A 25,764-nucleotide genomic window follows, 5' to 3' on the forward strand; every position below is an offset into this window, starting at 1 on the left:
CGCGGCTCAGGCCGCCCGGCGGTCCCGGGCCTGCGCACCGTACGGCTGCGCCGCGACCGGGCGGGCCTCGTCGAGGTCGTCGAGCCGCAACCGCCACCGGGACCGCCCGGTGCGCCGCCCCTGCGGCGGGCCGGCCGGACGCGGACCCAGCCGGTACAACAGCACCGTGATCAGGTAGCCACCGACCAGGAACCCGTGACTGACCAGCCGGGGCACCGCCACCTGCGCGGTGACCAGATCGTTGACCGACAGCAGGACCAGGGTGGCGACAAAGGCGCTGAGCATCGGCAACAACCCGGCCGGCGGGGTACGCCGCAGCGCGACGAACAGGAAACCGGCGCCCACCGCCACGTTCCACGCCGCCGACTCGTGCCACAGGTGCTGCCCCGCCGGGTGCAGGTGCTCGGCGTTGACACCCTGACCCACCTGGGCCAACCCGAGGGCGAGCTGGACCGCGCCGAGCAGGCCCAGCGCCGTCCGCAACCCGGTGACCAGCCCACCGCGCCACCGCACGACGCGCCGGGGCGTCGGTGGCGGCACGGCGGCGAGGATCGCCCCGGTCAGGTCCGGTGCCGTCGTCACCACCCGGGTCCGGGCCCGCCGGGTCACCATCGCGGCGACCCCGTGCCAGGCACGGCAGTCCGCGCAGCCGTCGAGGTGCGCCTGCACCGCCACCCGCTCCTCGGCGGTCTCCTCCCCGTCGAGCTGGGCCGACAGGATCTCCCGCCACGATGCGCACCCCATCGGGCGATTGTCGCTCATCCCGGCACCCCGCCGGCGCAGCGCTCCGACAGGGCGTACCGCGTCAGCACCACGTCGCCGATCTGGCGTACCTCGGCGACCCGGGCCCGCCGGCCCGGATGCCACGGGAACGCGCCGTCACCGACGAACCGGGGGGCCCGTCGGTCGCCGACGAAGAACGGGGCGACCACGAGGTGCAGCTCGTCGGCGAGGCCGGCGGTCAGGAACTGGGCGTGCACCGCCGCGCCGCCCTCCACCATCAACCGCCCCACCCCCCGGCCGGCCAGGTCGGCCAGCACCCGGGCCGGGTCCAACGGGTCACCGGCGTCGACCACCGTGGCCAGCCCGGCCAGCAGCTCGGTGGTCGTGTCCACCGCCGGTGAGGCGCAGTAGACGACCTTCTCGGCGTCCCCGACGGTGAAGAAGCGGGCCTGCGGGTCCAGCAGCCCCCGGGCGGTCATCGTCACCTTCACCGGCGACGGCGGCAACCCGGCGGCCTGCCGGGCGGCCCGCAGCCGCGCCGAGCGGACCACCAGCCGGGGATCGTCGGCCCGGATCGTGCCCGCCCCGACCAGGATCGCGTCACAACCGGCCCGGACGGCGTCGATGCGCTCCATGTCCTCGGCATTGGACAGCAGCAGCCGCTCCTGCGTGGCGTCGTCGATGTAGCCGTCGATCGACGTGGCGCAGCTCAACAGCACGTACGGCCGCCCGGTCGACGCCGGCACGGCGGTGGCTGTTGTCGCCGGCACGGCGGTGGCTGTTGTCGCCGGCACGGCGGTGGCCGCCGTCCCGGCCGGTACGACACCCATCTCAGTTCAACGACGGCAGGTCGACGGCCCGGGCGGCGGCCCGGCTGGCCTTCGCCGCCAGGTAGTCGGCGTTGGCGGGGGAGAGGAACACCCCGGTCGGCACCACCTCGGCGACCGTCACCCCCAGCCGGGTCAACTGCTCGGCCTTGTCCGGGTTGCTGCTCAGCAGCACCAGCTCCGGCACCTCCAGCACCGCCAGCATCTGCGCGGCGGCCCGGTAGTCCCGTTCGTCCTCGTCGTGCCCGAGCGCCACGTTCGCCTCGTAGGTGTCCAACCCGGCGTCCTGCAGGGCGTAGGCGTCCAGCTTCGGGTAGAGGCCGATGCCGCGCCCCTCCTGCCGCAGGTAGAGCAGGAAACCCCCGGCGTCGGAGATCCGCTGGACCGCCTCGCGCAGTTGCGGGCCGCAGTCGCAGCGCTGGCTGCCGAAGACGTCCCCGGTCAGGCACTCGCTGTGCGGGCGGACCAGCGGCGCCGCCCCGCCCGCCGCGTGCCGGCGCAGCGCGCCCGCCCAGTCGCCCAGCCCGAACGCCAGGTGCTCCCGCCCGTCCACCAGCCCGTCGAAGGAGAAGACCCGGGCCGTGGTGGCGTACCCGTCGGGGAACCGCAGCGGGACGGTGACCTGTGTCCGGACCGTCGCGGCCGGCAGTGCGTCGTACATGTGTCTCCTCTGTCAGGCGCTGCCGGCGAGCCCGGCAGCGGGTACCGGTGAGGAACCACCCTGGCTTCCCACCGTACGGTCACCCGGTCGTCCACGCAGCGCGGACGGGCGACCCCGCAGCACCAGCACGGCGGCGCCCGGCAGGGCCGCCACCAGCACCAGTGCTCCGTACACCAGGGCGGTCGCCACCCCCTCGGCGGCACCGAGGCCGGCGGCCCCGAACGCCCAGGCGGCGACGCCCTCGCGCGGGCCGAAACCCGCCATGTTGGCGGGCAGGCCCATCGCCAACAATGCCAGCAGGGTCAGCGGCACCAGCACCGACAACGGCGCGGTGACCCCCGCCACCCGGGCCGCGAGCACGAACGTGCCCAGGTGGCAGCCCACCACCACGGTCGAGGTCAGCAGCACCCCCGGCCCGGTCCGCCGGCCCAGCAGCCCGGCCCGCACGTCAGCGACGGCGGCGCGCACCGCGCGGGCCCGCCGCGACGGCCCCGACCGGGGCAGCGCCCGCACCAGCACCACCAGCACCAGGCCCACCGCCACCGCCACCGCCGTCACCGTCGGCAGGTACGGCCGCACCGGCGACGGCAACGCCAGCAGCAGCGCCACCGCCAGCACCACCTGGACCAGCTGCCCGGCGGTCCGTTCCCAGACCACCGCCCGCACCGCCCGGCCCAGGTCACCGGCCTCCCGGCCGTGCCGTACCGCCCGGTGCACGTCGCCGAGCACCCCGCCGGGCAGCGTCGCGTTGAGGAAGACCGCCCGGTAGCAGTCGGCCACCGCCGTGCCCAGCGGCAGCCGGACGCCGAGCGCCTCGGCGACCAGCCGCCACCGCCACGCGCAACCGACCGCGGCCAGCGCGCCCAGGGCCAGCGCGGCCAGCACCGCCGGGGCGTCGATCCGGCGCAACCCGGCCAGGGCCGGGCCGGTGCCCAGCCACCACAGCAGCGCGCCGACCAGGGCCACCCCGCCCAGATTGCTCACCCAGGCCCAGGCCGTACGGGCACGGGCGGGTGACGTGCCGGTGGCATCGGATGACACGCGGTTCCTCCTCCGGAGATCCTGTCCCTTCTCACGTACCGGCCGGCGAACCGGTTCATTCCACCCCGGCGAGCAGGTCCTCGTGGCCGACGGTGACGGTGAGCCGACCGGCCGCCGCCTCGGCCCGCCGCCACCTGGCGTACCCGGCGGTCCGGTCGGCCAGGTCGGGGCGCTGCTCGACGGCCGCCTCCAGCCAGCCGTCGAACCACTCCACGATCAGCTCCGCCTGCTGCGGCCCGAGCCGCCACGGGGTCTCCCGCACGGTCACCGGCATCCCGTGCCCGGCGAACTCGGCGACGGTCGCCCCGGCGGCGTCCGGGCCGAGCAGCACCCGGCCGTCGACCGTACGCCGCTGGTGGGCGTCGAAGGCGGCGGCGATCTCGGCGTCCAGCGGGTCGGCGGGGTCGAACCGGACCCGACCGACCACCGAGAGCACGAACAGGCTCGGGCAGCCGACCCCGACGCAGGCGGCCACGATCCGGGCGATCTCGTCGGCGGTGAGCATGTCCAGCAGCGCCGACGCGGTGACCAGGTCCGCGTCGGCCAGGTCGGCGGCGGTCAGCCGGGTGATGTCGCCCCGCCGGGTGGTCACCTCCACCGGGCTGCCGTCGGCGGCCACCGGCACCACCGCGCCGGCCCGCTCCAGCAGCCCCGGGTCCCGGTCGTGCAGCACCCAACGCTGCGGGCCGGGCAGCAGCGGGGCCAGCCAGCGCAGCATCGACCCGGTGCCGCTGCCCAGGTCGTGCACCACCCACGGCCGGTCCCCACGCAGCGACGTGACGGACCCGACGCCGGCCACCAGCATCCCGGGCCCGCCCTCACCGGCCGGCGACAGGTCCGACGCCCCGGCACCGGCGGCCGGTCCGGTGCCGGTGAGCCGGGCGCGGAGCAGGTCGACCAGCTCCCCGCTGCGGGCGTCGGCGTCGGCGGGTTCCCGCAGCCGCAGCCAGTCGGCGAACGGTTCGGTGGCGTACGCGGTCATGTCCTCACTCCGTCCAGCACCTGGCAGATCGTCGTCACGGTGCCCGGCCACCCGGGCAGGTCGGCCCGCCGGCCCCGGGCCGCGTGGCGCAGCCGGTCCCGCAGGTCGGCCGAGTGCAGCCAGCGGCGCAGGGCGCCGGCCAGGGCCACCGGGTCGCCCGGCGGCACCAGCACGCCGGGCGCGGCGCCGTCACCGGCCCGGCCCAGCGCCTCCGGCACCCCGCCGACCGTGCTGCCCAGCACCGGGATCCCCCGGGCCACGGCCTCGACCACCACCATCCCGTAGGTCTCGGCCCGCGACGGCAGGACCAGCAGATCCGCCCCGGCGTACGCCGCGTTCAACGCCGGCCCGGTCAGCGGGCCGTGCCAGCGCACCCGCCCGGTGAGCCCCTCCCGGTCCACCCGCTGCCGCAACCCGGCCACGAAGGCCGGGTCACGGTCCAGCGCGCCGACGCAGTCCAGCGTCCACGGCCGGTCGACCAGCCCGGTCAGCGCGTCGAGCAGCACGTCGTGCCCCTTGACCGGGGTGACCGCCGCGACGCAGAGCAGCGCCGTGCCGGCGGCCGTGCCGGGGGCGACGTCGGCCGGGTCGACCCCGGGGACCGCCACCGTCACCCGGTCCGGCGAAACCGGATGCCTGGCCAGCAGCAACTCCCGGGTCCAGCCGCTGGTGGTGACGAGCGCATCGGCCAGCGGCAGGGCGCGGGCCTCGGCGTCGTCGCCGAGCGGCATGTGCACCAGCACCACCTGACGCAGCCGGCCCGCCTGCGCCGCCAGCAGCTCCGGCACGGTCGAGGCGACCAGCCCGTCGTAGAGCACCGCAGCCCCGTCGGGCAGGGCCGCGAGCAGCCCGGCCAGCCGCGCCCGCGCCGCCTCGTCGGGGTGCGGCCAGTTCCCGGGTACGCCGTGCTCGCGCACCGTCCAGCCGGCCGCCGCCAGCCCGGCGCAGACCCGCCTGTCGTACGCGTTGCCGCCGCTGGGGGTGGCTGGGTCGTCGATGTCGCCGGGCAGGACGACGTGCACCGCCCGCACGGGCTACAACGACCGCTCGTAGCTGGCCCAGGCGATGTGCGACTCGTGCAGGGTGACCGTGAGCCCGGCCAGCTCCCGGGCACCCGCGCCGAGCCCACCGGCGTGTACCCGGTCGGCGAGCCGGTCGGCGATGGCCCGGCACAGCACCTCGGTGGTGGTGTTCTGCCCGGCGAACGCCGGCTCGTCGTCGAGGTTGCGGTACGTCAGGTCGGCCAGCACCGCCTTCAGCTCGTCGGTCGCCCGGCCGATGTCCACCACGATGCCGTCGTCGTCGAGTTCGGTGCGGCGGAAGGTGGCGTCGACGACGAAGGTCGCCCCGTGCAGCTTCTGCGCCGGCCCGAACACCTCCCCCCGGAAGCTGTGGGCGATCATGATGTGGTCCCGTACGGTCACGCTGAACACGGCGTCTCCTCGTCGTAGGTGATCAGATGGCACAGCGCGGGGAGGTCCCCCGAGGCCAGCCGGGGAAGCACCGCCGGCAGCTCCGCGAAGCGGGACCGCCCGGTCAGCAGCGCGTCGAACACCGGGTCGGCGAGCAGCTCCAGGGCCAGGGTCAGCCGGTCGGCGAAGCTCCGCCGGGACGCCCGCGCGGGGGAGACCGTGCCGACCTGGCTGCTGCGCACCGTCAACCGGCCGGCGTGGAACGCCCCGCCCAGCGACAGCTCCACCGGCCGGTCGCCGTACCAGCTCAGCTCGACCACGGTGCCCTCCGGGGCGAGCAGGTCCAGGCTGCGTTGCAACCCGGCGGCGGTGGCGCTGGCGTGCACCACCAGGTCCCGGCCCCCGGTCGCCGCCGCAGGCAGGGCGAAGTCGACGCCCAGCGCCGCGGCGACCGCCGCCCGCGCCGGATCGGCGTCGACCAGTTCCACCCGTACCCCGGGGAACCGGGCCAGCAGGGCCGCCACGCTGCACCCCACCATCCCGCCGCCGACCACGCTGACCCGGTCGCCGACCAGCGGGGCGGCGTCCCACAGCGCGTTGACCGCCGTCTCCACCGTGCCGGCGAGCACCGCGCGGGCCGCCGGCACGTCGTCCGGCACCGGGATCACCGCCGAGGCCGGCACCACGTACGCGCTCTGGTGCGGATGCAGGCAGAACACCGTCCGCCCGCGCAGTGCCGCCGGGCCGGCCTCGACCACCCCGACGCTGAGGTAGCCGTACTTGACTGGGGCGGGGAAGTCGCCCTCCTGGAACGGGGCGCGCATCGCCGTGTACTGGCCCGGTGGCACACTGCCGGTGAACACCAGCGTCTCGGTGCCGCGGCTCACCCCGGAGTAGCGGCTGCGGACCAGCACCTCGTCGGGGCCGGGCGTGGGCAGGGTCACCGGCCGCAGCTCACCGACGCCTGGGGAGCGGAGCCAGAAGGCCCGGGCATCGTGGATCACGCGGGTTTTCTCCTCTTCTGCCGGCGGAACCGAACGAAACGGCCGCGTCCTGCGTACCCACTGCCGAGGTCGTCGATCATAAACACGGAGGCAGGGTGTCCAGGGTTCGAACCGGTCCGGTGCTCGGCCTGACCGCACAGACCGTCCTGCTGGCCGGGCTGGCCGCGACCGTCGGGCTCGACGTCGCCGGCTGGCTGGCCGGCCTCGGGTACGGCGTGGTCACCTGCGTCGCGTTGCAGCGCGGCCTGCGCCACCGGGGCGTCGACCGGCTCGGGCCGGCCGACCGGGTGACGCTCACCCGGGGGGTGCTGGTCGGCGGGGTGACCGCCCTGGTCGTCACCGGGTTCTCCGGTCCGACCTCGCTGTCGGTGCTGGTGCCGATGACGGCGGTGGCGCTGGCCCTGGACGCGGTGGACGGCTGGGTGGCCCGGCGCACCGGCACGGCCAGCGCGCTCGGCGCGCGCTTCGACATGGAGGTCGACGCGTTCCTGATCCTGGTGCTCAGCGTCCAGGTGACGCCGGTGGTGGGGCCGTGGGTGCTCGCCATCGGCGGGTTGCGCTACGCCTTCGTCGTCGCCGGCTGGCTGCTGCCCTGGATGCGGGGGACGCTGCCGCCCCGTTTCTGGCGCAAGGTGGTCGCCGCCACCCAGGGGGTGCTGCTGCTCGTCGTCGCCGCCGACGTGCTGGCCCGGCCGGTGACCGCCGTGCTGGCGGCGGTGGCGTTGGCGCTGCTGGTCGAGTCGTTCGGCCACGACGTCGGCTGGCTGTGGTGGCACCGGTCGACCCGGCCCGCCCGGGTCGCCGCGCCGACGCCGGTCGCGGCACTTCCGGGCGTGGCGCCGCTGCCGGCTGTCGCGGCGCTGCCGTCCGTACCATCGGTGCGGCCCCGGGTCGATTCGATCACCGACCGGTCGTTCGTCGCCCACCAGCCGGTCTGAGCCGGCCCGCCGACCCGGCCGCGCGCCGGGACCCTCCCCAGGAAGGACCATCCGGAGTGTCGTTGTTGTCACGCCTGCGTCGCCCGAGCACGGCAGCCGAGCCCACCGGCCCTTCCGGGTCCGACGCGCCTGCCGGGCCCGCCGACGGGGCCGACGCCGCCGGTCCGCCGCCGCCGGCCGGGGCGGGCCGGGGACGGTGGCGTACGGTCGCCGGGCGGGTGACCACCGTGCTGGCCGGGCTGCTGGTCCTGGCGGTGCTGACCGCGCCGGGCCGGTTCGACCAGCTCACCCCGATGGCGTTCCTGCGGGTGCCGGTCGAGGCGCTGGTCGCCGCCGCCCTGCTGCTGGCGCTGCCCGGCCGGGCCCGGCGACCGGTCGCGGTGGCGGTCGGGGTGGCGCTGGGGCTGGTGGCCGTCGTCAAGGTGCTCGACCTGGGCATGTCGGCCAGCTTCGCCCGCCCGTTCGACCTGGTCCTCGACTGGGTGCTGCTCGACGACGGCTACGCCTTCGTCACCGACTCGGTGGGCTCCGGCGGCGCGGTCGCCGCCGCCGTCGGTCTGGTCGCCCTGGTGGTGGCCCTGCTGGTGCTCACCACCCGGTCGGTGCTGCGGCTGACCCGGCTGACGACCGGGCACCGCCGGACCGCCGTACGGGTGGTGGCCGGGCTGACCGCCGTCTGGGTGGCCGCCGCGACGCTCGGGGTGCCGGTCGCCGACTCGGGCACGGCGACCCTGGTCGGGCAGCACGTCGGCCAGGCCGGTGCGGGCCTGCGGGACCGGCGGGAGTTCGCCGACCAGGTGGCCCGGGACGCCTACCGGGACACCCCGGGCGACCAGCTGCTCACCGCGCTGCGCGGCAAGGACGTGCTGCTGGCCTTCGTGGAGAGCTACGGCCGGGACGCCGTCGAGGACCCGGAGTTCGCCGGTGGGGTCGGCGCGGTGCTCGACGGGGGCACGAAGCGGCTGGCCAAAGCCGGGTTCACCGCCCGCAGCGGCTTCCTCACCTCGCCCACCTTCGGCGGGGGGAGCTGGCTGGCCCACGACACGCTGCTGTCCGGGCTGTGGATCGACAACCAGCAGCGCCACGACAGCCTGCTGGCCAGCGACCGGCTGACCCTCAACAAGGCGTTCCGGCGGGCCGGCTGGCAGACCGTCGGGGTGATGCCGGCGGCCACCTCACCCTGGCCGGAGGGGGCGTTCTTCGGCTACGACCGCTACCACGACGCGGCGGGGCTGGACTACCGGGGCCCGCAGTTCAGCTACGCCCCGATGCCCGACCAGTACACCCTGGCGACGTTCCAGCGCCGGGAGCGGACCCCGGGTCACGCCCCGATCATGGCGCAGATCCCGCTGGTCTCCAGCCACTCCCCGTGGGGGGCGATCCCCCGGATGCTCGACTGGGAGCACGTCGGTGACGGCTCGATCTACCGCCGGCCGACGTCGGTGGCGTTCAACCCGAAGGACGTGGTGGGGCGCAGCACCACCGAGGTGCGCACCGGCTACCGGCGGGCCGTCGAGTACTCGCTGAACAGCCTGATCTCCTACGTCGAGACGTACGGCGACGACGACACGGTGCTGGTCTTCCTCGGTGACCACCAGCCGTCCCCGCTGGTCACCGGCCCGAACGCGAGCCGGGACGTGCCGATCACCGTGCTCGCCCGCGACCCGGCGGTGCTGGCCCGGGTGTCCGGCTGGGGTTGGCAGGAGGGACTGCGTCCCGGCCCGGACGCCCCGGTGTGGCCGATGGACACCTTCCGCGACCGGTTCCTCGCCGCCTTCGGCCCGCAGCCGCCCGCCCACGTCGCCGCGCCGCGCTGAGGTCCCGCGCTGACCGTCCGGTGCCGCCGGACGGTCAGCGCTGCGCGGTCAACCTGACCGCGTTGCACACGTCGACCACGCCGGGCACCTCCCAGGCGACCCGGCCGGCGAGCTGCCGGGCGTCGACGTCGGGGACGACCCCGCCGAGGATCGCCACCCGGTTCTGCACGGTGACGGTGATCCGCCGGGCCCGCAGGCCGACCCCGCTGACGATCCGGTACGCCACCTCGGCGGCCAGCCGGACGTCCTCCCCGGGCGGGCCGGGCGGGTCGGGCTGCGGACGGAACCAGCTCTCGTCGGGCAGCGGCCACGGCATCACCACGCCGTGCTCCTCTCCCGGGGCCGTTCGGTCGCGTCGGACCGGGACCAGTCCACCGCCGCCCGGCGGGTGTCGAAGACCGGGAACACCCGGTCCAGCCGCATGGTGTGCAGCACGGTGCGGACGAACCGGGACGGCCCGGCGAGGCTGAGTTGCCGGTCCCGCTGCCGGGCGTCCTGCCGGGCCCGGACCAGTTCCCCGAGCGCGGTGGAGTCGATCAGGTGCACCCGGGCCAGGTCCACCACCACGTGCCGGTCGGCCCCGACGGCCTCGGTCAGCGCACCGTGCAGGGCGTCGCCGGTGGCGAGGTCCAGGTCACCGGCGGCGGTGACGACCGCGACCTCGTCGAGGTGCTCGACGCCCAGCACGCCGAGCGGGTCGCCGCGGCGCGGGGCACGCGTGGGTGCCGGGCCCGGTTCGGGGGCCAGGTCGCAGCGGGGGCAGCGGTGCGGCCCGGTGGCGAACGGCGAACCCGTCCAGCCCTGCTCGGCCACGAACGTCCAGACCACCTCGGCGTCGGGCAGGACGCAGGCCGGGCCGCTCGCCACCGCCCCGCAGCTGTCACAGATCAGCGTCATCAGCGGTTCGTCAGGTACGACGGTCATCGGATCTCCTCCTCGAGGATGGCCGTGGCTCTCCGGTGGTCGTGGCCCGGTGCGCGGTGGTCGACCGGAGACCCCGCGCGCCGGACCACGACCGGTTTCCGGTGGGTCAGGGCTCGGTCCGGCCGCCGGCGGTGCCGACGACCAGCGCCACGGCGACCCCGGCCAGGCCGACCTGCACGATCAGCTGTCGGAGCGTGAAACCGTCGCTGTCGATGCCCACCAGCCGGCTGACGATGGTGCCGAGCAGCGCGGCGACCAGGCCGACGGCGAGGGTGAGCCAGAGCGGGACCTGCGTACGGCCACCGGCGACGAGCCGGCCCAGCGCGCCGATGACAAGCCCGACGACGACGGCGGCGACGATCCCGGGCACGCTCACCTGCTGTGCTCCCGGACCCGGCGTGGGGCGGGCTGCCGGTGGGCGGCGGACGGGACCGGCCCGCCGTCCACCCGCGGGGCCCGTGGGGTGGTGACCATCGGCAGCACCCGGGACACCCGGGCGGCGCTGAGCACGCGCAACGCCCGGGCGCTCGGGTCGCGCAGGGTCAGCACGCCGCCGTGGCGGGCCAGTTCCCGGTGCACGTCGAGCAGCAGCCCGATCGCGGCGGCGTCGAGATGCCGGCACTCGGACAGGTCCACCACCACGTGGGCCGGGCGCAACGCGACGAGCCGGTCGAAGACCTGCCGGGACCGGGCCAGCGCGGCCAGGTCCAGGTCGTCGGTGACGCACACCTCCACCAGCGGTACGGTGCATTCCGGGCGGGACGCTCCCACGACTCGTCCTCCTTCCACGCTCGCTGTCCGGCCCCAGCCTCCGGGGTGAGGTTGGCGACCGCCGCGCGGACGTATGTCAGTTGCGTGACAAATCCCGCGTTGGCCGTGCCCGGTTCGTCATCGTCGCCGCCCACCGGGCACGATTTCCCGATGGCGGGCGTACTGGTGATCGAGGATGACGACCGGATCCGTCTGGCGCTGCTGCTGGCCCTGGAGGACGAGGGCTACCTGGCGCGCGGGGCGGCCACGGCCGAGGAGGGGTTGCGGGCGCAGCGGCAGGACACCGCCGACTACGTGCTGGTCGACCTGATGTTGCCCGGCCTGGACGGGTTCGAGTGCATCAGGCAGTTGCGCCGTGACGACGACGTGCCGATCGTGGTGGTCAGCGCCCGCGACGACACCCACGACATCGTCGCCGCGTTGGAGGCGGGCGCGGACGACTACCTGGTCAAGCCGGTGGCCATCAAGGAACTCTCGGCCCGGTTGCGGGCGTTGCGCCGCCGGGGCCGGACCGCCGTCGCGCCGTCGGCGGCGGCGGTGCCGGTGCTGGTCTTCGGCGCGTTGGAGATCAGCCCGGAGGCCGGTGAGGTGCGCCGGTCGGGACGGCCGGTGCCGGTGACCCGCACCGAGTTCCGGTTGCTCTGCGAGCTGGCCGAGCACGCCGGCCGGGTGCTGTCCCGCCAGCAGCTGCTCAGCCGGGTGTGGGGCTACGAGACCGGCGACGAGCGGCTGGTCGACGTGCACGTGGGCCGGCTGCGGCAGAAGATCGAGGCCGATCCGGCGAACCCCCGGCACCTGGTCACCCTGCGGGGCCTCGGCTACAAGCTGCAACGATGAGGCGGCTCGGCCTGCGGGCCCGGGTCACCGCCGCGTTCGCGATCGGGGCGTTGCTGCTGTCGGCGCTGATGGCGCTGATCTCGTACGAGCTGGTGCGCCGCTCGCTGCTCGACGAGCGGGAGCGTACGGCGCTGCGGGCGGCGTACTTCGACGCGGCGGTGGTCCGCGCCGGCCTGGACACCGACACCCCGGACGTCTACGAGGTGCTGCGCACCCTGGATACCGGGGGCAGCCGCCGGGCCCTGGTGCACCGCGACGGCCGCTGGTACGCCCGCACCGCCGACGAGGGGCCCTCCGGTGCGGTGCCGGCCGGGCTGATGGCGATGGTCGCCGACGGTGAACCGGCGGTGCAGCGGGTCCGCGTCGACGGGCAGCCGGCGCTGCTGGTCGGGGTGCCGCTGGCCGACGCGACGGGCTACTACGAGATCACCTCGCTGCGGGAGCTGGAGCAGACCTTCCGGGTGCTGGCGTTGGCGTTGACCGTGGTGGCGGTCACCGTGGCCGGCTCCGGCGCGGCGCTGGGCTGGTACGCCACCCGGCACGGGCTGCGGCCGTTGACGGCGGTGGCCGACGCCGCCGAGAAGATCGCGGCGGGGGACGTGACGGCCCGGCTCGCCCCCGGCACCGACCCGGACCTGGCCCGGCTGTCCACCTCGTTCAACCGGATGGTCGACCAGGTGGCGGTCCGCATCGAGCGGGACCGGCGGTTCGCCGCCGACGTCGCCCACGAGCTGCGCTCGCCGTTGCAGACGCTGGCGGCGGCGGCGAGCGTGCTGTCCCGGCGGCGCGAGGGCCTGGACGACCGGACGGCCACCGCCGCCGGTCTGGTCAGCGAGGAGATCACCCGGTTCCAGCAGTTGGTCAACGACCTGATCGAGCTGGCCCGCAGTGACCGGCCGGCGCAGCGCGAGGAGGTCGACGTGGTGGCGCTGGCCCGGGACGTGTGCCGGGGGCGGGGCCTGCCCGGTTCCCTGGTGGAGGCCGGGCCGCCCGCCCCGGGACACTGGTCGGTCGACCCCCGCCGGCTGGAGCAGTTGCTGGTCAACCTGCTGGACAACGCGGTCCGTTACGGCGGCGGCCCGGTCGCGGTGCGGCTGTGGCTCTCCGACGGCACCGGGGTGGTCGAGGTCGACGACGCCGGCCCGGGGGTGCCGGTGGCCGACCGGGAGGTGGTCTTCGACCGGTTCGTCAGGGGGCGGGCCGCGCACGACCGGGCCGGCGGCGACGGGACCGGCCTGGGCCTGGCGCTGGTCGCCCAGCACGCCGCCGCCCACGGTGGACGGGCCAGCGTGTCCGACCGGCCGGGCGGCGGCGCCCGGTTCCGGGTGGAGCTGCCGGGGAGCCGACCGTGACCCGCCGGCCGGTGGCGGTGCTGGTGGCGGCGCTGCTGCTCGCCGGCTGCGGGGTGCCGGCCGACAAACAGCCCCGGTCAGTCGAACCGCCGCTCGGTCCGCCCGCCGCCCCGGCCGCGAGCAGCGCCCCCGGCCGGGTGGAGCAGGCGTTCTGCCTGGTCCGTGGTGGTCAGCTGGTGCGTACGGTCCGGCAGGTCGACGCGGCCGGCGGGGTGGACGGGCACCTGCGCCGCCTGCTGGAAGGGCCCACCCGGGCCGAACGGGCGGTCGGCCTGGGCACCGCCCTGCCCGGCGCGGTGCACGTGCTCGGCGTCCGGGTGGTCGACGGGCGGGCCCAGGTGGAGGTGGAGCCACCGGGGGAGGAATCCGGTCGCAGCGACGAGGTGCTCGCCTACGGGCAGATCGTCTGCACCCTGGACAGCCGTTCCGACGTCGCCGGGGTGTCGTTCCTACTGCGCGGCCGGCCGCTGGAGGTGCCCCGCGCCGACGGCTCGCTGTCGGCCGGGCCGCTGACCGCCGCCGACTACCCGGCGCTCACCGGCCCGGACTGACGCCCACGCCGGGCCCGGGGCACGACCAGCGGGGTGCCCGTCTCCGGGTCCTCGACGATCCGGCAGGGCAGCCCGAACACCTCCTCGACGAGGGCGGCGGTGACCACCTCACGCGGGTCGCCCTGGGCCACCACCCGGCCGTCGCGCATGGCGATCAGGTGGGTGGCCCAGCGGGCGGCGTGGTGCAGGTCGTGCAGCACCGCGACCAGGGTCCGGCCCTGTTCCTCGTGTAGCCGGGCGCACAGGTCGAGCACCTCGATCTGGTGCGCGACGTCCAGGTAGGTGGTGGGTTCGTCGAGCAGCAGCAGGGAGGTCTGCTGGGCCAGCGCCATCGCGATCCAGACCCGCTGCCGCTGCCCGCCGGAGAGTTCGTCGACGGGCCGCGCGGCCAGCTCGGTGACGCCGGTGGCGGCCATCGACTCGGCCACCACCCGCTCGTCCTCGGTCGACCACTGCCGCAGCAGCCCCTGGTGCGGGTAGCGGCCCCGGGCGACCAGGTCGGCCACGGTGATGCCCTCCGGCGCGACCGACGTCTGCGGCAGCAGGCCGAGGGTGCGGGCCACCTCCCGGGACCGCATCGTGTGGATGTCCCGGCCGTCGAGCAGCACCGTGCCGGCGGTCGGCCGCAGCGTCCGTGCCAGGGCCCGCAGCAGGGTGGACTTGCCGCAGGCGTTGGGGCCGATCACCACCGTGAACGACCGGTCCGGCACGGCCACCGTCAGGTCCCGGGCCACCACCCGCCGCTCGTAGGCCAGGGTCATCCCGACCCCGCCGAGTCGACTCGTCACCGCGTCCTCCTCAGATCCGTGCCGCGCGACGGCGCGCGGCGAGCAGCCACACCAGGTAGGCCCCGCCGATCAACCCGGTGACCACCCCGACGGGCAGTTGGTGGCCCTCGATGGTCCGCTGGGCGGCCAGGTCGGCGGCGAGCAGCAGCACCGCCCCGGTGCCGGCGGCGGCTGCCAGGTTCGGTCCGGGCGTCCGGGTGAGCCGGCGGGCCAGGTGCGGCGCGACCAGGGCCACGAAGGACACCGGTCCGGCGGCGGCCGCCGCCCCGGCGGCGAGCAGCACCGCCGCGCCGAGCAGCAGTTGCCGTACCAGCGACACCGGCACGCCGAGCGCGGTGGCGGTGTCGTCGCCCAGCTCGATCAGGTTCAGCGCCCGGGCGGTGCCGGCCACCACCGGCGTGAGTAGCGCCAGCAGGCCGAGCAGCGGGACGGCCTGCGCCCAGTCCCGCCCGTCGAGGCTGCCGGTGAGCCAGAGCACGGCGCGGGCCGCGTCCATCAGCGGGGCCCGGGTGAGCAGCCACCCGTTGACGCCGGTGAGGATCGCCGTGGTGCCGATGCCGACCAGCACCAGCCGGTAGCCGTGCACGCCGTGCCGGCCGGCCACCGTCCACAGCAGCAGGCCGGTGGCGAGGCCGCCGAGCAGCGCCGCGCCGGACAGCAGCAGGGTGCCGCCCCCGGTCACCACCACGATCAGCGCGCCGGTCGACGCGCCCTGGGTGACACCGAGCACGTCGGGGCTGCCCAGCGGGTTGCGGACCAGCGACTGGAGGATCGCGCCGGACAGCGCCAGCGCCGCGCCGACGCCGAGCGCGGTCACCAGCCGGGGCAGCCGCAGCTCGCCGACGATGAAGTTCTCGGCGACGGTGCCGCCGCCGGTCAGGGTACGCAGCACGTCGGCGGTGCCCATCGGATAGTCGCCGCCGCCGATGGCGAGCACCCCGAGGACGACGGTCAGGGCGGCGGTGACCAGCCCGACGGCCACGCTGCGGCCGCGCCAGCGTACCGAGCGGGTGCCGATCCGCACCGCCCGGGCCAGTGGCCGAGCGGGTTCGGCGGCGGGGCGGGTGTGGCTCACCTGCGGGCCACCAGACGCAGGAACAGCGGCCCGCCGAGCACGGCGGTGACCAGGCCGACCTGGAGTTCCCCGGGTCGGCCGAGGACCCGGCCGAGCACGTCGGCGCCGAGTAGCAGCACCGGGGCGAGCACCGCCGCGTAGGGCAGCAGCCAGCGCAGGTCGGGGCCGGTCAGCGCGCGGACCAGGTGGGGGACGAGCAGCCCGACGAAGACGATCGGTCCGCAGGCGGCGGTGGCCGCGCCGCAGAGCAGGGTGACCGCGGTGACCGTGCCGGCCCTGATCAGTGCGGGGCTGGCACCCAGCGCGCGGGCCGCGTCGTCGCCGAGGGCCAGGGCGTTGAGCGGGCGGGCCCCGGCCAACCCGACCAGCAGGCCGGCCAGGATGAACGGGGCCACCGTGGCGACGGTGGTGAAGTCGGCGGTGGCCAGCGAGCCGACCGTCCAGAACCGCAGCCGGTCCAGCGAGGCCGCGTCGAGCAGCATGACGGCGCTGACGAACGAGTAGAGCACCGCGTTGAGGGCGGCCCCGGCCAGCGCGAGCCGTTCCGGGGTGGCCTGTCGGCCGCCGCCGACGGCGTGCACCGCCACCGTGACGATCACCGCGCCGAGCAGGGCGAACCAGATCCAGCCGCGGACGGTGGCGATGCCGAGCAGGGCGGTGGCGGTGGCCACGGCGGCGGACGCGCCGGCGTTGATGCCGAGCAGGCCGGGGTCGGCGAGCGGGTTGCGGGTGAGCGCCTGCATCAGCGCGCCGGCCACCCCGAGGGCGGCCCCGGCGAGCAGCCCGAGCAGGGTACGCGGCAACCGCATCTGCTGCACCACCGCGTGTTCGGGGGCGTCGGGGGAGAACAGGCCGTGCCACACCTCGACGAGGGTGAGCTGTTTCGCGCCGACGGCGATGCTGAGCACCGTCACGGCGACGAGCAGCAGCAGGCCGGTGCCGAGTCCGGCGGCCCTGATGCCGATGCGCCGGCGGGTCGGCGTCCGGGCCGCCGCGGCGGTGGGTGAGGATAGGGTGGCGGACAGTGTCGGCTCCAGGGGCGAAGAGCGGCGTGCACCGGGTTGACAGTGATTTAGGTTAGGTTACCCTAACTGGGCTGTCGCGGGTCGTCACGGTCCGCACCGGATCGAAAGACATCGCATGTTGCCTTCCTCGTCCTCACCCCGTCTCTCCCGCCGGGGGCTGCTCGCCGCCGGTGGGGGTGCAGCCCTGACCGCGCTCCTCGCCGCCTGCGGCGGGGGCGACGACCCGGCGGAGCCCGCCGGCAACGGCCCGGCCGGCCCGTGGAGTTTCACCGACGACCGCCAGCGCAAGGTCGAGACGGCCAGCACGCCGACCCGGGTGGTCGCCTTCACCGGGGTGGCCGCCGCGCTGGTCGACTTCGGACTCGACTCCGCGCTCGTCGGGGTGTTCGGCGAGACCACCCGCACCGACGGCTCCCGCGAGCCGCAGGCCGGTGACCTCGACGTCGACAAGGTCACCGTGCTGGGCAACGTCTGGGGCGAGTTCAACGTGGAGAAGTACGCCGCGCTGCGCCCCGAACTGCTGGTCACCCACATGTACGACCCGGACGCCCTGTGGTACGTCCCCGACGAGAGCCGCGACAAGATCCTCCAGCTCGCGCCCAGCGTGGCGATCGCCACCGCGCGTACCCCGATGACCCGCCCGATCGAGCGGTACGCCGAACTGGCCCGCTCGCTCGGCGCGGACCTGTCCGCTGCGAAGGTCACCACGGCCAAGGCCCGCTTCGAGGCCGCCGCCGAGCAGGTGCGGGCGGCGGTCAAGGCCAACCCGGGCATCCGGGTGATGGCCTCCTCGGGCAGCCCCGACCTGTTCTACGTCTCCAACCCGAAGGTCAGCACCGACCTGATGTACTTCGCCGAGCTGGGGGTGGACATCGTGGTGCCCACCAAGCTGGAGGCCGGCGACTACTTCGAGGCGCTGAGCTGGGAGAACGCCGGCAAGTTCCCGGCCGACCTGATCCTGCTGGACAACCGTTCCACCGCGTTGCAGCCCAAGGACCTCGCGGCCAAGCCCACCTGGGCGCAGCTGCCGGCGGTCCGGGCCAACCAGGTGACCCCGTGGGACGCGGTGCCCCGGTTCTCGTACGCGGGGGCGGCCCCGCTGCTGGAGAACCTGGCCGCCGCGATCCGTTCGGCCAAGCGCCTCGGCTGACTGCCGGCCGGCGGCCGTCCAGGTCGGACGGGAGTCCGGCGGGCCGCAGCCGGCAGGACACGCCGCGTCCCCCTCACCGGTCCGGTGCGCCAGCCGCCGGGGGCGAGGGGGACGGCGATCGACGGTTCAGGCCGCCTCGACGGTACGCGTGCGGCGCGTGGGTCGGCCGGGCTGCTCCCGTACGGTGCGCCTGTCGTCGACGACGCCTGTCGTCACGTCGCCGGCCATGGTCAGCGCCCGGTGGGCGTTGCGGGCGGCGTCGCAGGGCCACTCCTGGTGTTCGCAGAGCAGGTTGTCGCACCGCCCGGACTGGTCGGGGTGGTGCGCGTCGATCACGTCGAGGGCCATCCGCCACAGGAGCGGATCGGTGACCCCGGCGGGAACGGCGGCTCGGGTATGTCGCTGCGGGCGGTCGGTGTCGGGCACGGTCTCCCCCTTTGTCGGTACCGAAGAAGAGTCTCCACCCCGCGCGCAAGCGAAACCAACCGCCCCGGGTGGGGATGACCACCGCCACGCTGCGGATCTGTCCGACAGCGTGACCGTTCGTGCCCCCATTCCGGGTAAGTCCGTGCGTTGCGTTCGCGGGAAAAAGACGGTGGTTGCGGGCGGGCCGGCCGGGGGAGGATGCCGGCATGCTGTTGATCGTCCCGGCCGACCCGCTGCGTCCCCGTCGACCGGACCCGCACTTCGCGGCGGAGGCGCAGGCGGCCCGGGAGGCCGGGCATCCGGTCGCCGTCGTCGACCACGACGCCCTCGCGGCGGGGCGGGACGTCACCCGGGCGGTCGCCGGGGTGCCCGCCGCCGACGACGCGGTCTACCGGGGCTGGATGCTCTCCGCCACCCGGTACGCCGGCTTCGCCGAGGCGCTGCGCGCCCGGCAGGTCACTCTGCGCACCGACCCCGACCGCTACCGCCGCGCCCACGAGCTGCCCGGGTGGTACGCCACGGCGGCGGCGCTCACCCCGGAGTCCCGCTGGACGGTCGGCGTCGACCGGGCCGACTTCGACCGGGTCCGCACGGCGCTGGGCAGCGGCCCGGCGGTGCTGCGGGACTGGACCAAATCCGCCAAGCACCACTGGCACGAGGCGTGTTTCGTGCCGGAGCTGACCGACGGTGACGCCGCCTGGCGGGTCGCGACCCGGCTGCGCGAACTGCGCGACGACGACGTCGCCGGTGGTTTCGTGCTGCGCCGCTTCGAACCCCTGGCCGGCGTCGAGATCCGCACCTGGTGGGTCGACGGCCGCTGCGTGCTCACCGGGCCGCACCCGGACACCCCGACGGAGCTGCCCGACGTGCCGGCGGACCTCGGGCCGCTGGCCGCCGTGGTGGCGGCGCTCGACCTGCCCTTCGTCACCGCCGACCTGGCATGGCGGGCCGACGGCCGGTGGCGGCTGGTGGAGATCGGCGACGGTCAGGTCAGCGACCGCCCGTCCACGATGGCCCCGCAGGCACTGATCGCCGCCCTCGGCTGAGCCGGGGCGGCCCGACCCGGCGGCCCGCCCAGCCGGTGGTGATCAACAGCAGGGCGGCGAGGTAGGTGGTCATCACCCACAGCCCGTGGCCGGGCAGCCGGACGCCCGTCGCCTCGACCCCGATCAGCAGGTCGGACAGGAGGAACAGCGCGCCCCCGGCGGCCACCCGCCGGGACACCCCCCAGCCGGCGGCGGCCATCAGGGTCAACGCCAGGCTGTAGCCGAGCACCGGTAGCCGCAGGTCGCCCAGCCGGCCCCAGAGCAGCGCGTTCGCCGCCGCCCACAGGGCCAGGTAGCCGGCGACGGCCGGCGCGGGTGGCCGCCGGTGCCGCAGGAACGCGGTCAGGAACGCCAGCTGGGTGCCGAGGAAGCACCCCATCCCGAGCAGGAACGCGGTGCTGCCGGGCACCAGCAGCGTCACGTCACCGGCGGTCGCGCAGACCAGCCCGGTCGCCACCGGGTCCCACCGCCGGCTGACGGCGAGCAGCCAGCCGAGCAGCAGCGGGGCGAGCAGCGGCTTGGCCGCCCACTGCACGGCCGGCGCGTCGAGGGCGACCCCCATCAGCTCGACGGCGGCGGCCAGCCCGAACGACCCGAGCCACCACCGGCCGACCACGCCGGACGCCGGCCGGCCCAGGCCGGCTCGGGTGCTGTTCATCGGGTGGGCTGCCAGCCGGGACGGCCGAGAACGTGCCCGAGCCGGTGCCGCCACGAACCGGCCCGCCGGACGTCGGCCCAGATCGCGGCGTACTCGTGGGTGGCCACCCGCAGCGGGTTGTAGGTGCCGATGTTCGTCGTCAGCCCGTACCGGACGGCGGTGTCCTCCGGGGCGAAGCTGCCGAAGAGCCGGTCCCAGACGATCAGGATGCCGCCGTAGTTGCGGTCCAGGTACTCGCGGTTCGCGCCGTGGTGCACCCGGTGGTGCGACGGGGTGTTGAAGAACCACTCCACCGGCCGGGGCAGCCGGTCGATCCGCTCGGTGTGCAGGAAGAACTGGTAGAGCAGGCTGACCGACTGCTGGAGGAAGATCATCCAGGGTGGGATGCCGAGCAGCGCCAGCGGCAGCCAGAACGGCAGCGAGGTCATCGGCGTCCAGCTCTGCCGCAGCGCGGTGGAGAGGTTGAAGTGGGTGCTGGAGTGGTGCACCACGTGACTGGCCCAGAACAGGCGTACCTCGTGGTGGGTGCGGTGGAACCAGTAGTAGGCCAGGTCGTCGGCGACGAACAGCAGCACCCAGGTCCCGACGCTGGTGGGGGAGAGCTGCACCGGCGCGACCGTCCACAGCGCGACGTAGAGGCCGACGGTGAGCAGTTTCCACGGGAAGCCGATCAGTTGGCTGCCGGCGCCCATGGTGAGGCTGGTGGTGGTGTCCCGCCGCTCGTAGCCGCGTTCGTCGTCGTCCGGCGCGAACCGGTACGACCACGCCTCGACGGCGATGAGCAGCAGGAACGCCGGTACGGCGTAGAGCACGGCGGGGATCATGCGCGACGTTCCCTTCCGGGGGACGGGCGACGGGGGTGGACGCCCGGGACGGGTCGGCGGGTGGGGTGGTGCGGGTCGACCGGTGGGGGATGCCCGCCGGTCAGCCGGTCGGGCTGGTGAGGGACGCGGTGAGCAGGGTGTGCGCCTCGGTGGCGGCGTCGTCGCCCCGGCCCTCGGCGATCGCGGCGGCCAGCCGACGGTGCCCGGCGACGTCCAGCAGCTCGGCCGCGCGTCGGGCCGGCGGCACCTCGCCGACGGCCAGCGCCCCGGCCACCAGGCTGTTGAACGAGAGCAGGTAGGCGGTGTTGCCGCTGCCGGTGACGATGTGCCGCCACAGCGCGATGTTCGCCTCGGCCATCGCGGACAGGTCGGGGGCGAGCGCGGCGAACCCCTCGACGGTGTCGACCACGACCCGGCGTACCGCTGCGGGGGCCCGCACCGCGCAGCGTCGGGCCGCGTCGACCCCGACGCAGGCGCGCATCTCCAGCATGTCCCGGACCAGGTGCTCCACCGGCAGCACGTCGCCGGACTGGGCGAGGGACAGGGCCAGGTCGAGGCCGGCGTGCACCCGCCAGTCCAGCACCCGGGTGACGCCGCCCTGGCTGACCCGCAGCAGCCCGAGCTGCTGGAGCCGACGCAACGCCTCCCGGACGGCGTGCCGGTTGACCGCGAACGCGGCGGCGAGTTCGCGTTCCCCCGGCAGCGGGTCACCCGGGGCGTGCCGCCCGCTGACGATGGCGTCACGGAGCTGGCCGAAGACGTGGTCGGAGACGGAGCTGCGGGGTGCCGGGACGAAGGTCACGGCAGCAGTCTGGCGGCGTACCGGTCAACCCGTCAACTGGTTGGACCAGTTGCGTCGAAAAATGACGGCGGCCGGGTCGGGTGACCCGGCCGCCGTCCGACGGACCCACCGGTGACCCCCGCCGGAGTGCGCCCGGCGGCGGCCGTCCGGACCTCAGCCCCGGCCGCGCTCCCGGCGGTAGCGGCGGATCAGCGCGGCGGTGGAGGAGTCCACGTCGGCCAGGTCCGGCGCGTCACCGGTTAGCTTCGGGGCGAGCTGGTTGGCCATCACCTTGCCCAGCTCCACCCCCCACTGGTCGAACGGGTTGATGTTCCAGACCGCGCCGCAGGTGAACACGATGTGCTCGTAGAGCGCGATGAGCTGGCCCAGCGTCGACGGGGTGAGCTTCGGCGCGATGATCGAGGTGGTCGGATGGTTGCCCGGCATCACCCGGTGCGGCACCACGTCGGCGGCCGTCCCCTCCGCCTCGACCTGCTCCTTGGTCCGGCCGAAGGCCAGCGCGGCGGTCTGCGCGAAGAAGTTCGACATGAACAGGTCGTGCATCTCGCCCAGGTCGTGGTTGGGCTGGCTGAACGCGATGAAGTCGGCCGGGATCAGCACGGTGCCCTGGTGGATGAGCTGGTAGAAGGCGTGCTGGCCGTTGGTGCCCGGCTCGCCCCAGAAGATCTCCCCGGTCGGGTGGTCCACCGGCGTGCCGTCCAGGGTCACCGACTTGCCGTTGCTCTCCATGGTGAGCTGTTGCAGGTACGCCGGGAACCGGTGCAGGTACTGCGAGTAGGGCAGCACGGCGTGGGTCTGCGCGCCGAGGAAGTCGACGTACCAGACGTTGAGCAGGCCCAGCAGCGCCGGTAGGTTCCGCTCCACCGGCGTGGTGCGGAAGTGCTCGTCGACGGCGTGGTAGCCGGCCAGCAGCTCGCGGAACCGGTCCGGCCCGACCGACAGCATCACCGACAGCCCGACCGCCGACGGCAGTGAGTACCGGCCACCCACCCAGTCCCAGAAGCCGAACATGTTCTCCGGGTCGATGCCGAAGTCGGCCACCCGGCCCGCGTTGGTGCTCACTGCCACGAAGTGCTTCGCGATCGCCGCGTCGTCGTCGGCGTCCAGGCCCGACAGCAGCCACGTCTTGGCCTGCTCGGCGTTGGCCAGCGTCTCCTGCGTGGAGAAGGTCTTCGACACCACCACGAACAGGGTGCTCGCCGGGTCCAGGTCGTGGGTCTTGTCGTGGATGTCGGTCGGGTCGATGTTGGAGACGAACCGGCAGGCGATCCCGCCGTCCCGGTACGCCTTGAGCGCCTCGTACGCCATCACCGGCCCGAGGTCGGAACCGCCGATGCCGATGTTGACCACCGTGCTGATCCGCTCACCGGTGTGCCCGCGCCACTGCCCGGAGCGGACCCGGTCGCTGAACGCGGCCATCCGGTCCAGCACCCGGTGCACGTCGGCGACCACGTCCTGACCGTCGACGGTCAACGCGGCGTCGCGCGGCAGCCGCAGCGCGGTGTGCAGCACGGCCCGGTCCTCGGTGGAGTTGATGTGCTCCCCGGCGAACATGGCGGCGATCCGGTCGGTCAGCCCGACCCGCCCGGCCAGCGCGGTGAGCAGCCCGAACGTCTCGTCGGTGACGAGGTTCTTGCTGTAGTCGACGTGCAGGTCGGCGACCTCGCCGGTGAGCCGCTCACCCCGTTGCCGGTCGGCCGCGAACAGCTCCCGCAGGTGGGTGCCGCGCATCGTCTCGGCGTGCTTGCGCAGCGCCTGCCATTCGTCGGTGGTGGTCACACTCGCAGCCATCGGGTCGATCTTCTCCTTCACGACGGTCGTCGGCGCGTGGTGCCGCCGACGGTTCGCGTCCCAGCCTGCCACCCGGGGCGCGGTCACGCGACGCGACCCGGCGCGGCGGGCGGCGCGGCGTGCCCCGCGACACGCCAATGCGACAGGTGTACGACACGCCGCCACGGCGAGACAGCCCGCCGTCGCTGACAGTAGGCTCGCCCCTGCCCCGCCCCCTTCGGCCCGGGAGGAACCATGGCGACGGTGACCGGTCCCCGCCGGGCGGCCGGCGCGGACGAGCCCGCCGAGCACGACGCCGCCGACGCCGGGCTCGACCTGCCGGAGCTGGCCGACGGCGCCTGGATGCACCACGCCACCACGTTCGCGCACACCAGCTTCCGCGCGGTGGCCCGTCGGCTGCCCCGGCTGGTGCGCGAGGCCGTCGCCCTGGGCTGGGCCACCAGCCGGCGCGACACCCTCGCCGCGATCGGGCTGAACCTGGCCGCCGGGGTGATGACCACCCTCGGCCTGCTCGCCACCACCGGCGTCCTGCGGGAGTTGTTCGCCGCCGGCCCGACGCCGGACCGGGTCCGGGCCGCGCTGCCCGCGCTGGCGCTGGCCGCGGCGGCGGTGGCCGCCAAGGGCACCCTGACCGTCACCGCCGGCTGGGCGCAGGCCCGGCTGATCCCGCAGATCACCTACGCGGTGGAGCTGCGGCTGTTCGAGACCACCACGGCGGTCGAGTTGGCCGCCTTCGACGACGCCGGCTTCGCCGAGGAGATGGACCGGGTCCGCGACCGGGGCACGGCCGAGGCGGCGTCCATCGTCGACCATACGGTCAACCTGCTCACCGGGGTGGTGGGCGTGCTGGCCACCGCCGCCGCGGTGACCGTGATCCAGCCGTTGCTGCTGCCGTGCCTGCTGCTCGCCGCGGTGCCCGAGGCGGTCACCGCGGTCCGGATGGCCCGCCGGCAGTACCTGGACATGCTGGCCCGGATCAACCGGCGTCGCCGGATGTGGATGCTGGCCAACCTGATGGCCAACCGGCACACCGCCGCCGAGGTGCGGGCCTACCAGATGCGCGACTTCCTGCTCACCGAGTTCCGCCGGATGATGAGCGCCGAGACGGCCGCGCTGCTGCGGTTGGCCCGCGCGCAGAGCCGGACCCGGGCCGTCGGGATGTCCGTCGGCGGGGTCGCCGCCTTCGCGGTCTACGCCGTGCTCGGTGGGTTGCTGCTCGCCGGCCTGGTCGCGTTGGCCGCGGCGGCGACCGCGCTGCTCGCCCTCCAGTCGGCCCGCAGCAGCCTCGCCCTCGCCGTCTTCGCCACCAACAACCTCTACGAGGACGCCCTCTACTACCAGGACTACCGGGACTTCCTCGACCGGGCCGAGGGCCGGACCGCCACCGGGCCGCAGCGACCCGCCACCGGCTTCGACACCATCGAGCTGGACCGGGTGAGCCTGCGCTACCCGGACACCGACTCCCCGGCCGTCGACGAGGTCAGCCTCACCGTCCGGCGGGGCGAGGTGGTCGCGCTGGTCGGGGAGAACGGCTCCGGCAAGACCACCCTGGCCAAGTTGATCGCCGGCCTCTACCGGCCCACCGGCGGGGCGATCCGCTGGGACGGCGTCGACGTGGCCGAGCTGGACCCGGCGTCGACCGCCGCCCAGGTGGCGGTGATGACCCAGGAGTGGTGGAAGTTCCCGTTCACCGCCGCGCAGAACATCCGCATCGGCCGGTACGACCGGGCCCCGGACGCGGCCGGGCCCACCGTCGAGGACGCCGCCCGGTCGGCCGCCGCGCACGACATGATCGCCGGCCTGCCGTTCGGCTACGACACCCTGCTGGCGCGGGAGTTCAAGAACGGCCACGACCTCTCCGGCGGGCAGTGGCAGCGGCTGGTGGCCGCGCGTGGCCTCTACCGGAACGCCCGCCTGCTGATCTGCGACGAACCGTCGGCCGCCCTCGACGCCCGCGCCGAACACGCGCTCTTCGAGCAGCTGCGGCGGCGGCCCGACCGCACGGTCGTGCTGATCACCCACCGGCTGGCCAACGTCCGGCACGCCGACCAGATCTTCGTGATGGACCGTGGCCGGCTGGTGCAGCAGGGCAACCACGACACGTTGATGGCCGCCGACGGGCCCTACCGGGAGCTGTTCGCGTTGCAGGCCAGCGGCTACCTCGCCGCCACCGACTAGCGGCGGCTCCGGCGAGGACGCGACCAAGGCATCGACGTTCGTTGAACTCTTGGAGATGTTTCGATAGCGTCACCCGGGTAACCGCTCGACCTCGGCGGTGGCGGCTGGGCGACGACGCGGGCGGGTGTGGCCTCCGGGCGACCACACCGCCTCCCCGGGCC

General features: G+C 75.0%; 28 protein-coding genes. 8 read left to right on the top strand and 20 right to left on the bottom strand.

Going from position 1 to position 25,764, the window contains the following annotated elements; translation table 11 throughout:
* Nucleotides 1-6 precede the first annotated feature (6 nt).
* The 8 genes from ACWCHM_RS09915 to ACWCHM_RS09950 are packed head-to-tail and all read right to left on the bottom strand — an operon-like array spanning nucleotide 7 to nucleotide 6,650.
* Nucleotides 7-744: a zf-HC2 domain-containing protein gene (locus ACWCHM_RS09915; RefSeq protein WP_281903014.1), complete on the bottom strand. Its 738-nt coding sequence runs from the start codon at nucleotides 742-744 to the stop codon at nucleotides 7-9.
* Between the two features lie 14 nt (nucleotides 745-758).
* A complete protein-coding gene (locus tag ACWCHM_RS09920; RefSeq protein ID WP_454222171.1) occupies nucleotides 759-1,553 on the bottom strand; it encodes a RibD family protein in 795 nt (264 codons plus the stop codon).
* A 1-nt stretch (nucleotide 1,554) separates the two neighbouring features.
* Nucleotides 1,555-2,211 (bottom strand): GTP cyclohydrolase II, encoded by a 657-nt coding sequence (locus tag ACWCHM_RS09925; RefSeq protein WP_204960504.1) that lies wholly within the window; start codon nucleotides 2,209-2,211, stop codon nucleotides 1,555-1,557.
* Nucleotides 2,212-2,223: 12 nt separating this feature from the next.
* Nucleotides 2,224-3,252: a lysylphosphatidylglycerol synthase domain-containing protein gene (locus ACWCHM_RS09930; protein ID WP_204960505.1), complete on the bottom strand. Its 1,029-nt coding sequence runs from the start codon at nucleotides 3,250-3,252 to the stop codon at nucleotides 2,224-2,226.
* 55 nt (nucleotides 3,253-3,307) lie between these two features.
* Nucleotides 3,308-4,234 carry a class I SAM-dependent methyltransferase gene (locus tag ACWCHM_RS09935; protein WP_454222173.1) on the bottom strand — a complete coding sequence of 309 codons (927 nt, stop codon included), beginning with the start codon at nucleotides 4,232-4,234 and terminating at the stop codon, nucleotides 3,308-3,310.
* A complete protein-coding gene (locus tag ACWCHM_RS09940; protein ID WP_204960506.1) occupies nucleotides 4,231-5,265 on the bottom strand; it encodes a glycosyltransferase family 4 protein in 1,035 nt (344 codons plus the stop codon). The genes ACWCHM_RS09935 and ACWCHM_RS09940 overlap by 4 nt, the downstream gene beginning before the upstream one ends.
* Before the next feature lie 3 nt (nucleotides 5,266-5,268).
* Complete coding sequence (locus ACWCHM_RS09945) at nucleotides 5,269-5,667, bottom strand: 6-pyruvoyl trahydropterin synthase family protein (RefSeq protein ID WP_204960507.1); 399 nt, start codon at nucleotides 5,665-5,667, stop codon at nucleotides 5,269-5,271.
* Nucleotides 5,655-6,650 carry a zinc-dependent alcohol dehydrogenase gene (locus ACWCHM_RS09950; protein WP_454222175.1) on the bottom strand — a complete coding sequence of 332 codons (996 nt, stop codon included), beginning with the start codon at nucleotides 6,648-6,650 and terminating at the stop codon, nucleotides 5,655-5,657. Before ACWCHM_RS09950 ends, ACWCHM_RS09945 begins: the two co-directional genes overlap by 13 nt.
* A gap of 95 nt (nucleotides 6,651-6,745) precedes the next feature.
* Here ACWCHM_RS09950 and ACWCHM_RS09955 point away from each other — a divergent pair, with 95 nt between their 5' ends.
* Nucleotides 6,746-7,588, top strand: coding sequence for a CDP-alcohol phosphatidyltransferase family protein (locus tag ACWCHM_RS09955; protein ID WP_454222177.1), 843 nt, complete (start codon nucleotides 6,746-6,748; stop codon nucleotides 7,586-7,588).
* A 56-nt stretch (nucleotides 7,589-7,644) separates the two neighbouring features.
* On the top strand, nucleotides 7,645-9,405 hold the full coding sequence (locus ACWCHM_RS09960) for a sulfatase-like hydrolase/transferase (protein WP_372446007.1): 1,761 nt from the start codon (nucleotides 7,645-7,647) through the stop codon (nucleotides 9,403-9,405).
* Between the two features lie 34 nt (nucleotides 9,406-9,439).
* Here the strand turns inward: ACWCHM_RS09960 and ACWCHM_RS09965 are convergent, their stop codons facing one another.
* From ACWCHM_RS09965 to ACWCHM_RS09980, 4 genes are all read right to left on the bottom strand, one after another.
* Nucleotides 9,440-9,721, bottom strand: a complete 282-nt coding sequence (locus ACWCHM_RS09965) for a BON domain-containing protein (RefSeq protein ID WP_239486018.1) — start codon at nucleotides 9,719-9,721, stop codon at nucleotides 9,440-9,442.
* On the bottom strand, nucleotides 9,721-10,329 hold the full coding sequence (locus ACWCHM_RS09970) for an STAS domain-containing protein (protein WP_204960511.1): 609 nt from the start codon (nucleotides 10,327-10,329) through the stop codon (nucleotides 9,721-9,723). The genes ACWCHM_RS09965 and ACWCHM_RS09970 overlap by 1 nt, the downstream gene beginning before the upstream one ends.
* Nucleotides 10,330-10,435: 106 nt before the next feature.
* Nucleotides 10,436-10,705: a GlsB/YeaQ/YmgE family stress response membrane protein gene (locus ACWCHM_RS09975; protein ID WP_204960512.1), complete on the bottom strand. Its 270-nt coding sequence runs from the start codon at nucleotides 10,703-10,705 to the stop codon at nucleotides 10,436-10,438.
* On the bottom strand, nucleotides 10,702-11,100 hold the full coding sequence (locus ACWCHM_RS09980; RefSeq protein ID WP_204960513.1) for an STAS domain-containing protein: 399 nt from the start codon (nucleotides 11,098-11,100) through the stop codon (nucleotides 10,702-10,704). The genes ACWCHM_RS09975 and ACWCHM_RS09980 overlap by 4 nt, the downstream gene beginning before the upstream one ends.
* Before the next feature lie 150 nt (nucleotides 11,101-11,250).
* On the opposite strand from ACWCHM_RS09980, the gene ACWCHM_RS09985 reads away from it, so the two are divergent.
* From ACWCHM_RS09985 to ACWCHM_RS09995, 3 genes are read left to right on the top strand one after another with little or no spacing between them, the layout of a single operon-like run.
* Entirely contained in the window at nucleotides 11,251-11,937 is a 687-nt protein-coding gene (locus ACWCHM_RS09985; RefSeq protein ID WP_454222179.1) for a response regulator transcription factor, read from the top strand.
* Nucleotides 11,934-13,289 (top strand): sensor histidine kinase, encoded by a 1,356-nt coding sequence (locus tag ACWCHM_RS09990; protein ID WP_454222180.1) that lies wholly within the window; start codon nucleotides 11,934-11,936, stop codon nucleotides 13,287-13,289. The genes ACWCHM_RS09985 and ACWCHM_RS09990 overlap by 4 nt, the downstream gene beginning before the upstream one ends.
* Nucleotides 13,286-13,840 (top strand): GerMN domain-containing protein, encoded by a 555-nt coding sequence (locus ACWCHM_RS09995; RefSeq protein ID WP_454222181.1) that lies wholly within the window; start codon nucleotides 13,286-13,288, stop codon nucleotides 13,838-13,840. The genes ACWCHM_RS09990 and ACWCHM_RS09995 overlap by 4 nt, the downstream gene beginning before the upstream one ends.
* Here ACWCHM_RS09995 and ACWCHM_RS10000 read toward each other — a convergent pair.
* Genes ACWCHM_RS10000 through ACWCHM_RS10010 form a run of 3 tightly spaced genes read right to left on the bottom strand, consistent with a single transcriptional unit; the run spans nucleotide 13,813 to nucleotide 16,740 of the window.
* Nucleotides 13,813-14,601, bottom strand: coding sequence for an ABC transporter ATP-binding protein (locus ACWCHM_RS10000; RefSeq protein WP_204960746.1), 789 nt, complete (start codon nucleotides 14,599-14,601; stop codon nucleotides 13,813-13,815). The genes ACWCHM_RS09995 and ACWCHM_RS10000 overlap by 28 nt on opposite strands.
* A 37-nt stretch (nucleotides 14,602-14,638) precedes the next feature.
* The gene (locus ACWCHM_RS10005; RefSeq protein ID WP_454223050.1) at nucleotides 14,639-15,664 is read right to left on the bottom strand and encodes a FecCD family ABC transporter permease; all 1,026 of its coding nucleotides are present in this window, start codon (nucleotides 15,662-15,664) and stop codon (nucleotides 14,639-14,641) included.
* A gap of 35 nt (nucleotides 15,665-15,699) precedes the next feature.
* The gene (locus ACWCHM_RS10010) at nucleotides 15,700-16,740 is read right to left on the bottom strand and encodes a FecCD family ABC transporter permease (RefSeq protein WP_454223052.1); all 1,041 of its coding nucleotides are present in this window, start codon (nucleotides 16,738-16,740) and stop codon (nucleotides 15,700-15,702) included.
* Between the two features lie 103 nt (nucleotides 16,741-16,843).
* Here ACWCHM_RS10010 and ACWCHM_RS10015 point away from each other — a divergent pair, with 103 nt between their 5' ends.
* Complete coding sequence (locus ACWCHM_RS10015; protein WP_454222182.1) at nucleotides 16,844-17,878, top strand: ABC transporter substrate-binding protein; 1,035 nt, start codon at nucleotides 16,844-16,846, stop codon at nucleotides 17,876-17,878.
* Between the two features lie 126 nt (nucleotides 17,879-18,004).
* Here the strand turns inward: ACWCHM_RS10015 and ACWCHM_RS10020 are convergent, their stop codons facing one another.
* Nucleotides 18,005-18,304, bottom strand: a complete 300-nt coding sequence (locus ACWCHM_RS10020) for a hypothetical protein (protein ID WP_454222183.1) — start codon at nucleotides 18,302-18,304, stop codon at nucleotides 18,005-18,007.
* A 206-nt stretch (nucleotides 18,305-18,510) separates the two neighbouring features.
* On the opposite strand from ACWCHM_RS10020, the gene ACWCHM_RS10025 reads away from it, so the two are divergent.
* The gene (locus ACWCHM_RS10025; RefSeq protein WP_421488210.1) at nucleotides 18,511-19,350 is read left to right on the top strand and encodes an ATP-grasp domain-containing protein; all 840 of its coding nucleotides are present in this window, start codon (nucleotides 18,511-18,513) and stop codon (nucleotides 19,348-19,350) included.
* Here the strand turns inward: ACWCHM_RS10025 and ACWCHM_RS10030 are convergent.
* The 4 genes from ACWCHM_RS10030 to pgi all read right to left on the bottom strand — a co-directional run bounded on the left by ACWCHM_RS10030 (nucleotide 19,295) and on the right by pgi (nucleotide 23,425).
* A complete protein-coding gene (locus tag ACWCHM_RS10030; RefSeq protein WP_454222184.1) occupies nucleotides 19,295-20,008 on the bottom strand; it encodes a lysoplasmalogenase in 714 nt (237 codons plus the stop codon). The genes ACWCHM_RS10025 and ACWCHM_RS10030 overlap by 56 nt on opposite strands.
* Nucleotides 20,005-20,832 carry a sterol desaturase family protein gene (locus tag ACWCHM_RS10035; protein ID WP_421488212.1) on the bottom strand — a complete coding sequence of 276 codons (828 nt, stop codon included), beginning with the start codon at nucleotides 20,830-20,832 and terminating at the stop codon, nucleotides 20,005-20,007. Before ACWCHM_RS10035 ends, ACWCHM_RS10030 begins: the two co-directional genes overlap by 4 nt.
* A 100-nt stretch (nucleotides 20,833-20,932) precedes the next feature.
* Nucleotides 20,933-21,634, bottom strand: coding sequence for a FadR/GntR family transcriptional regulator (locus ACWCHM_RS10040; protein WP_454222185.1), 702 nt, complete (start codon nucleotides 21,632-21,634; stop codon nucleotides 20,933-20,935).
* 153 nt (nucleotides 21,635-21,787) lie between these two features.
* The gene (pgi, locus tag ACWCHM_RS10045) at nucleotides 21,788-23,425 is read right to left on the bottom strand and encodes a glucose-6-phosphate isomerase (protein WP_454222186.1); all 1,638 of its coding nucleotides are present in this window, start codon (nucleotides 23,423-23,425) and stop codon (nucleotides 21,788-21,790) included.
* 234 nt (nucleotides 23,426-23,659) lie between these two features.
* On the opposite strand from pgi, the gene ACWCHM_RS10050 reads away from it, so the two are divergent.
* Entirely contained in the window at nucleotides 23,660-25,603 is a 1,944-nt protein-coding gene (locus ACWCHM_RS10050; RefSeq protein WP_454222187.1) for an ABC transporter ATP-binding protein, read from the top strand.
* Nucleotides 25,604-25,764: the final 161 nt, after the last annotated feature.

The organism is Micromonospora sp. SCSIO 07396 (assembly GCF_053667945.1).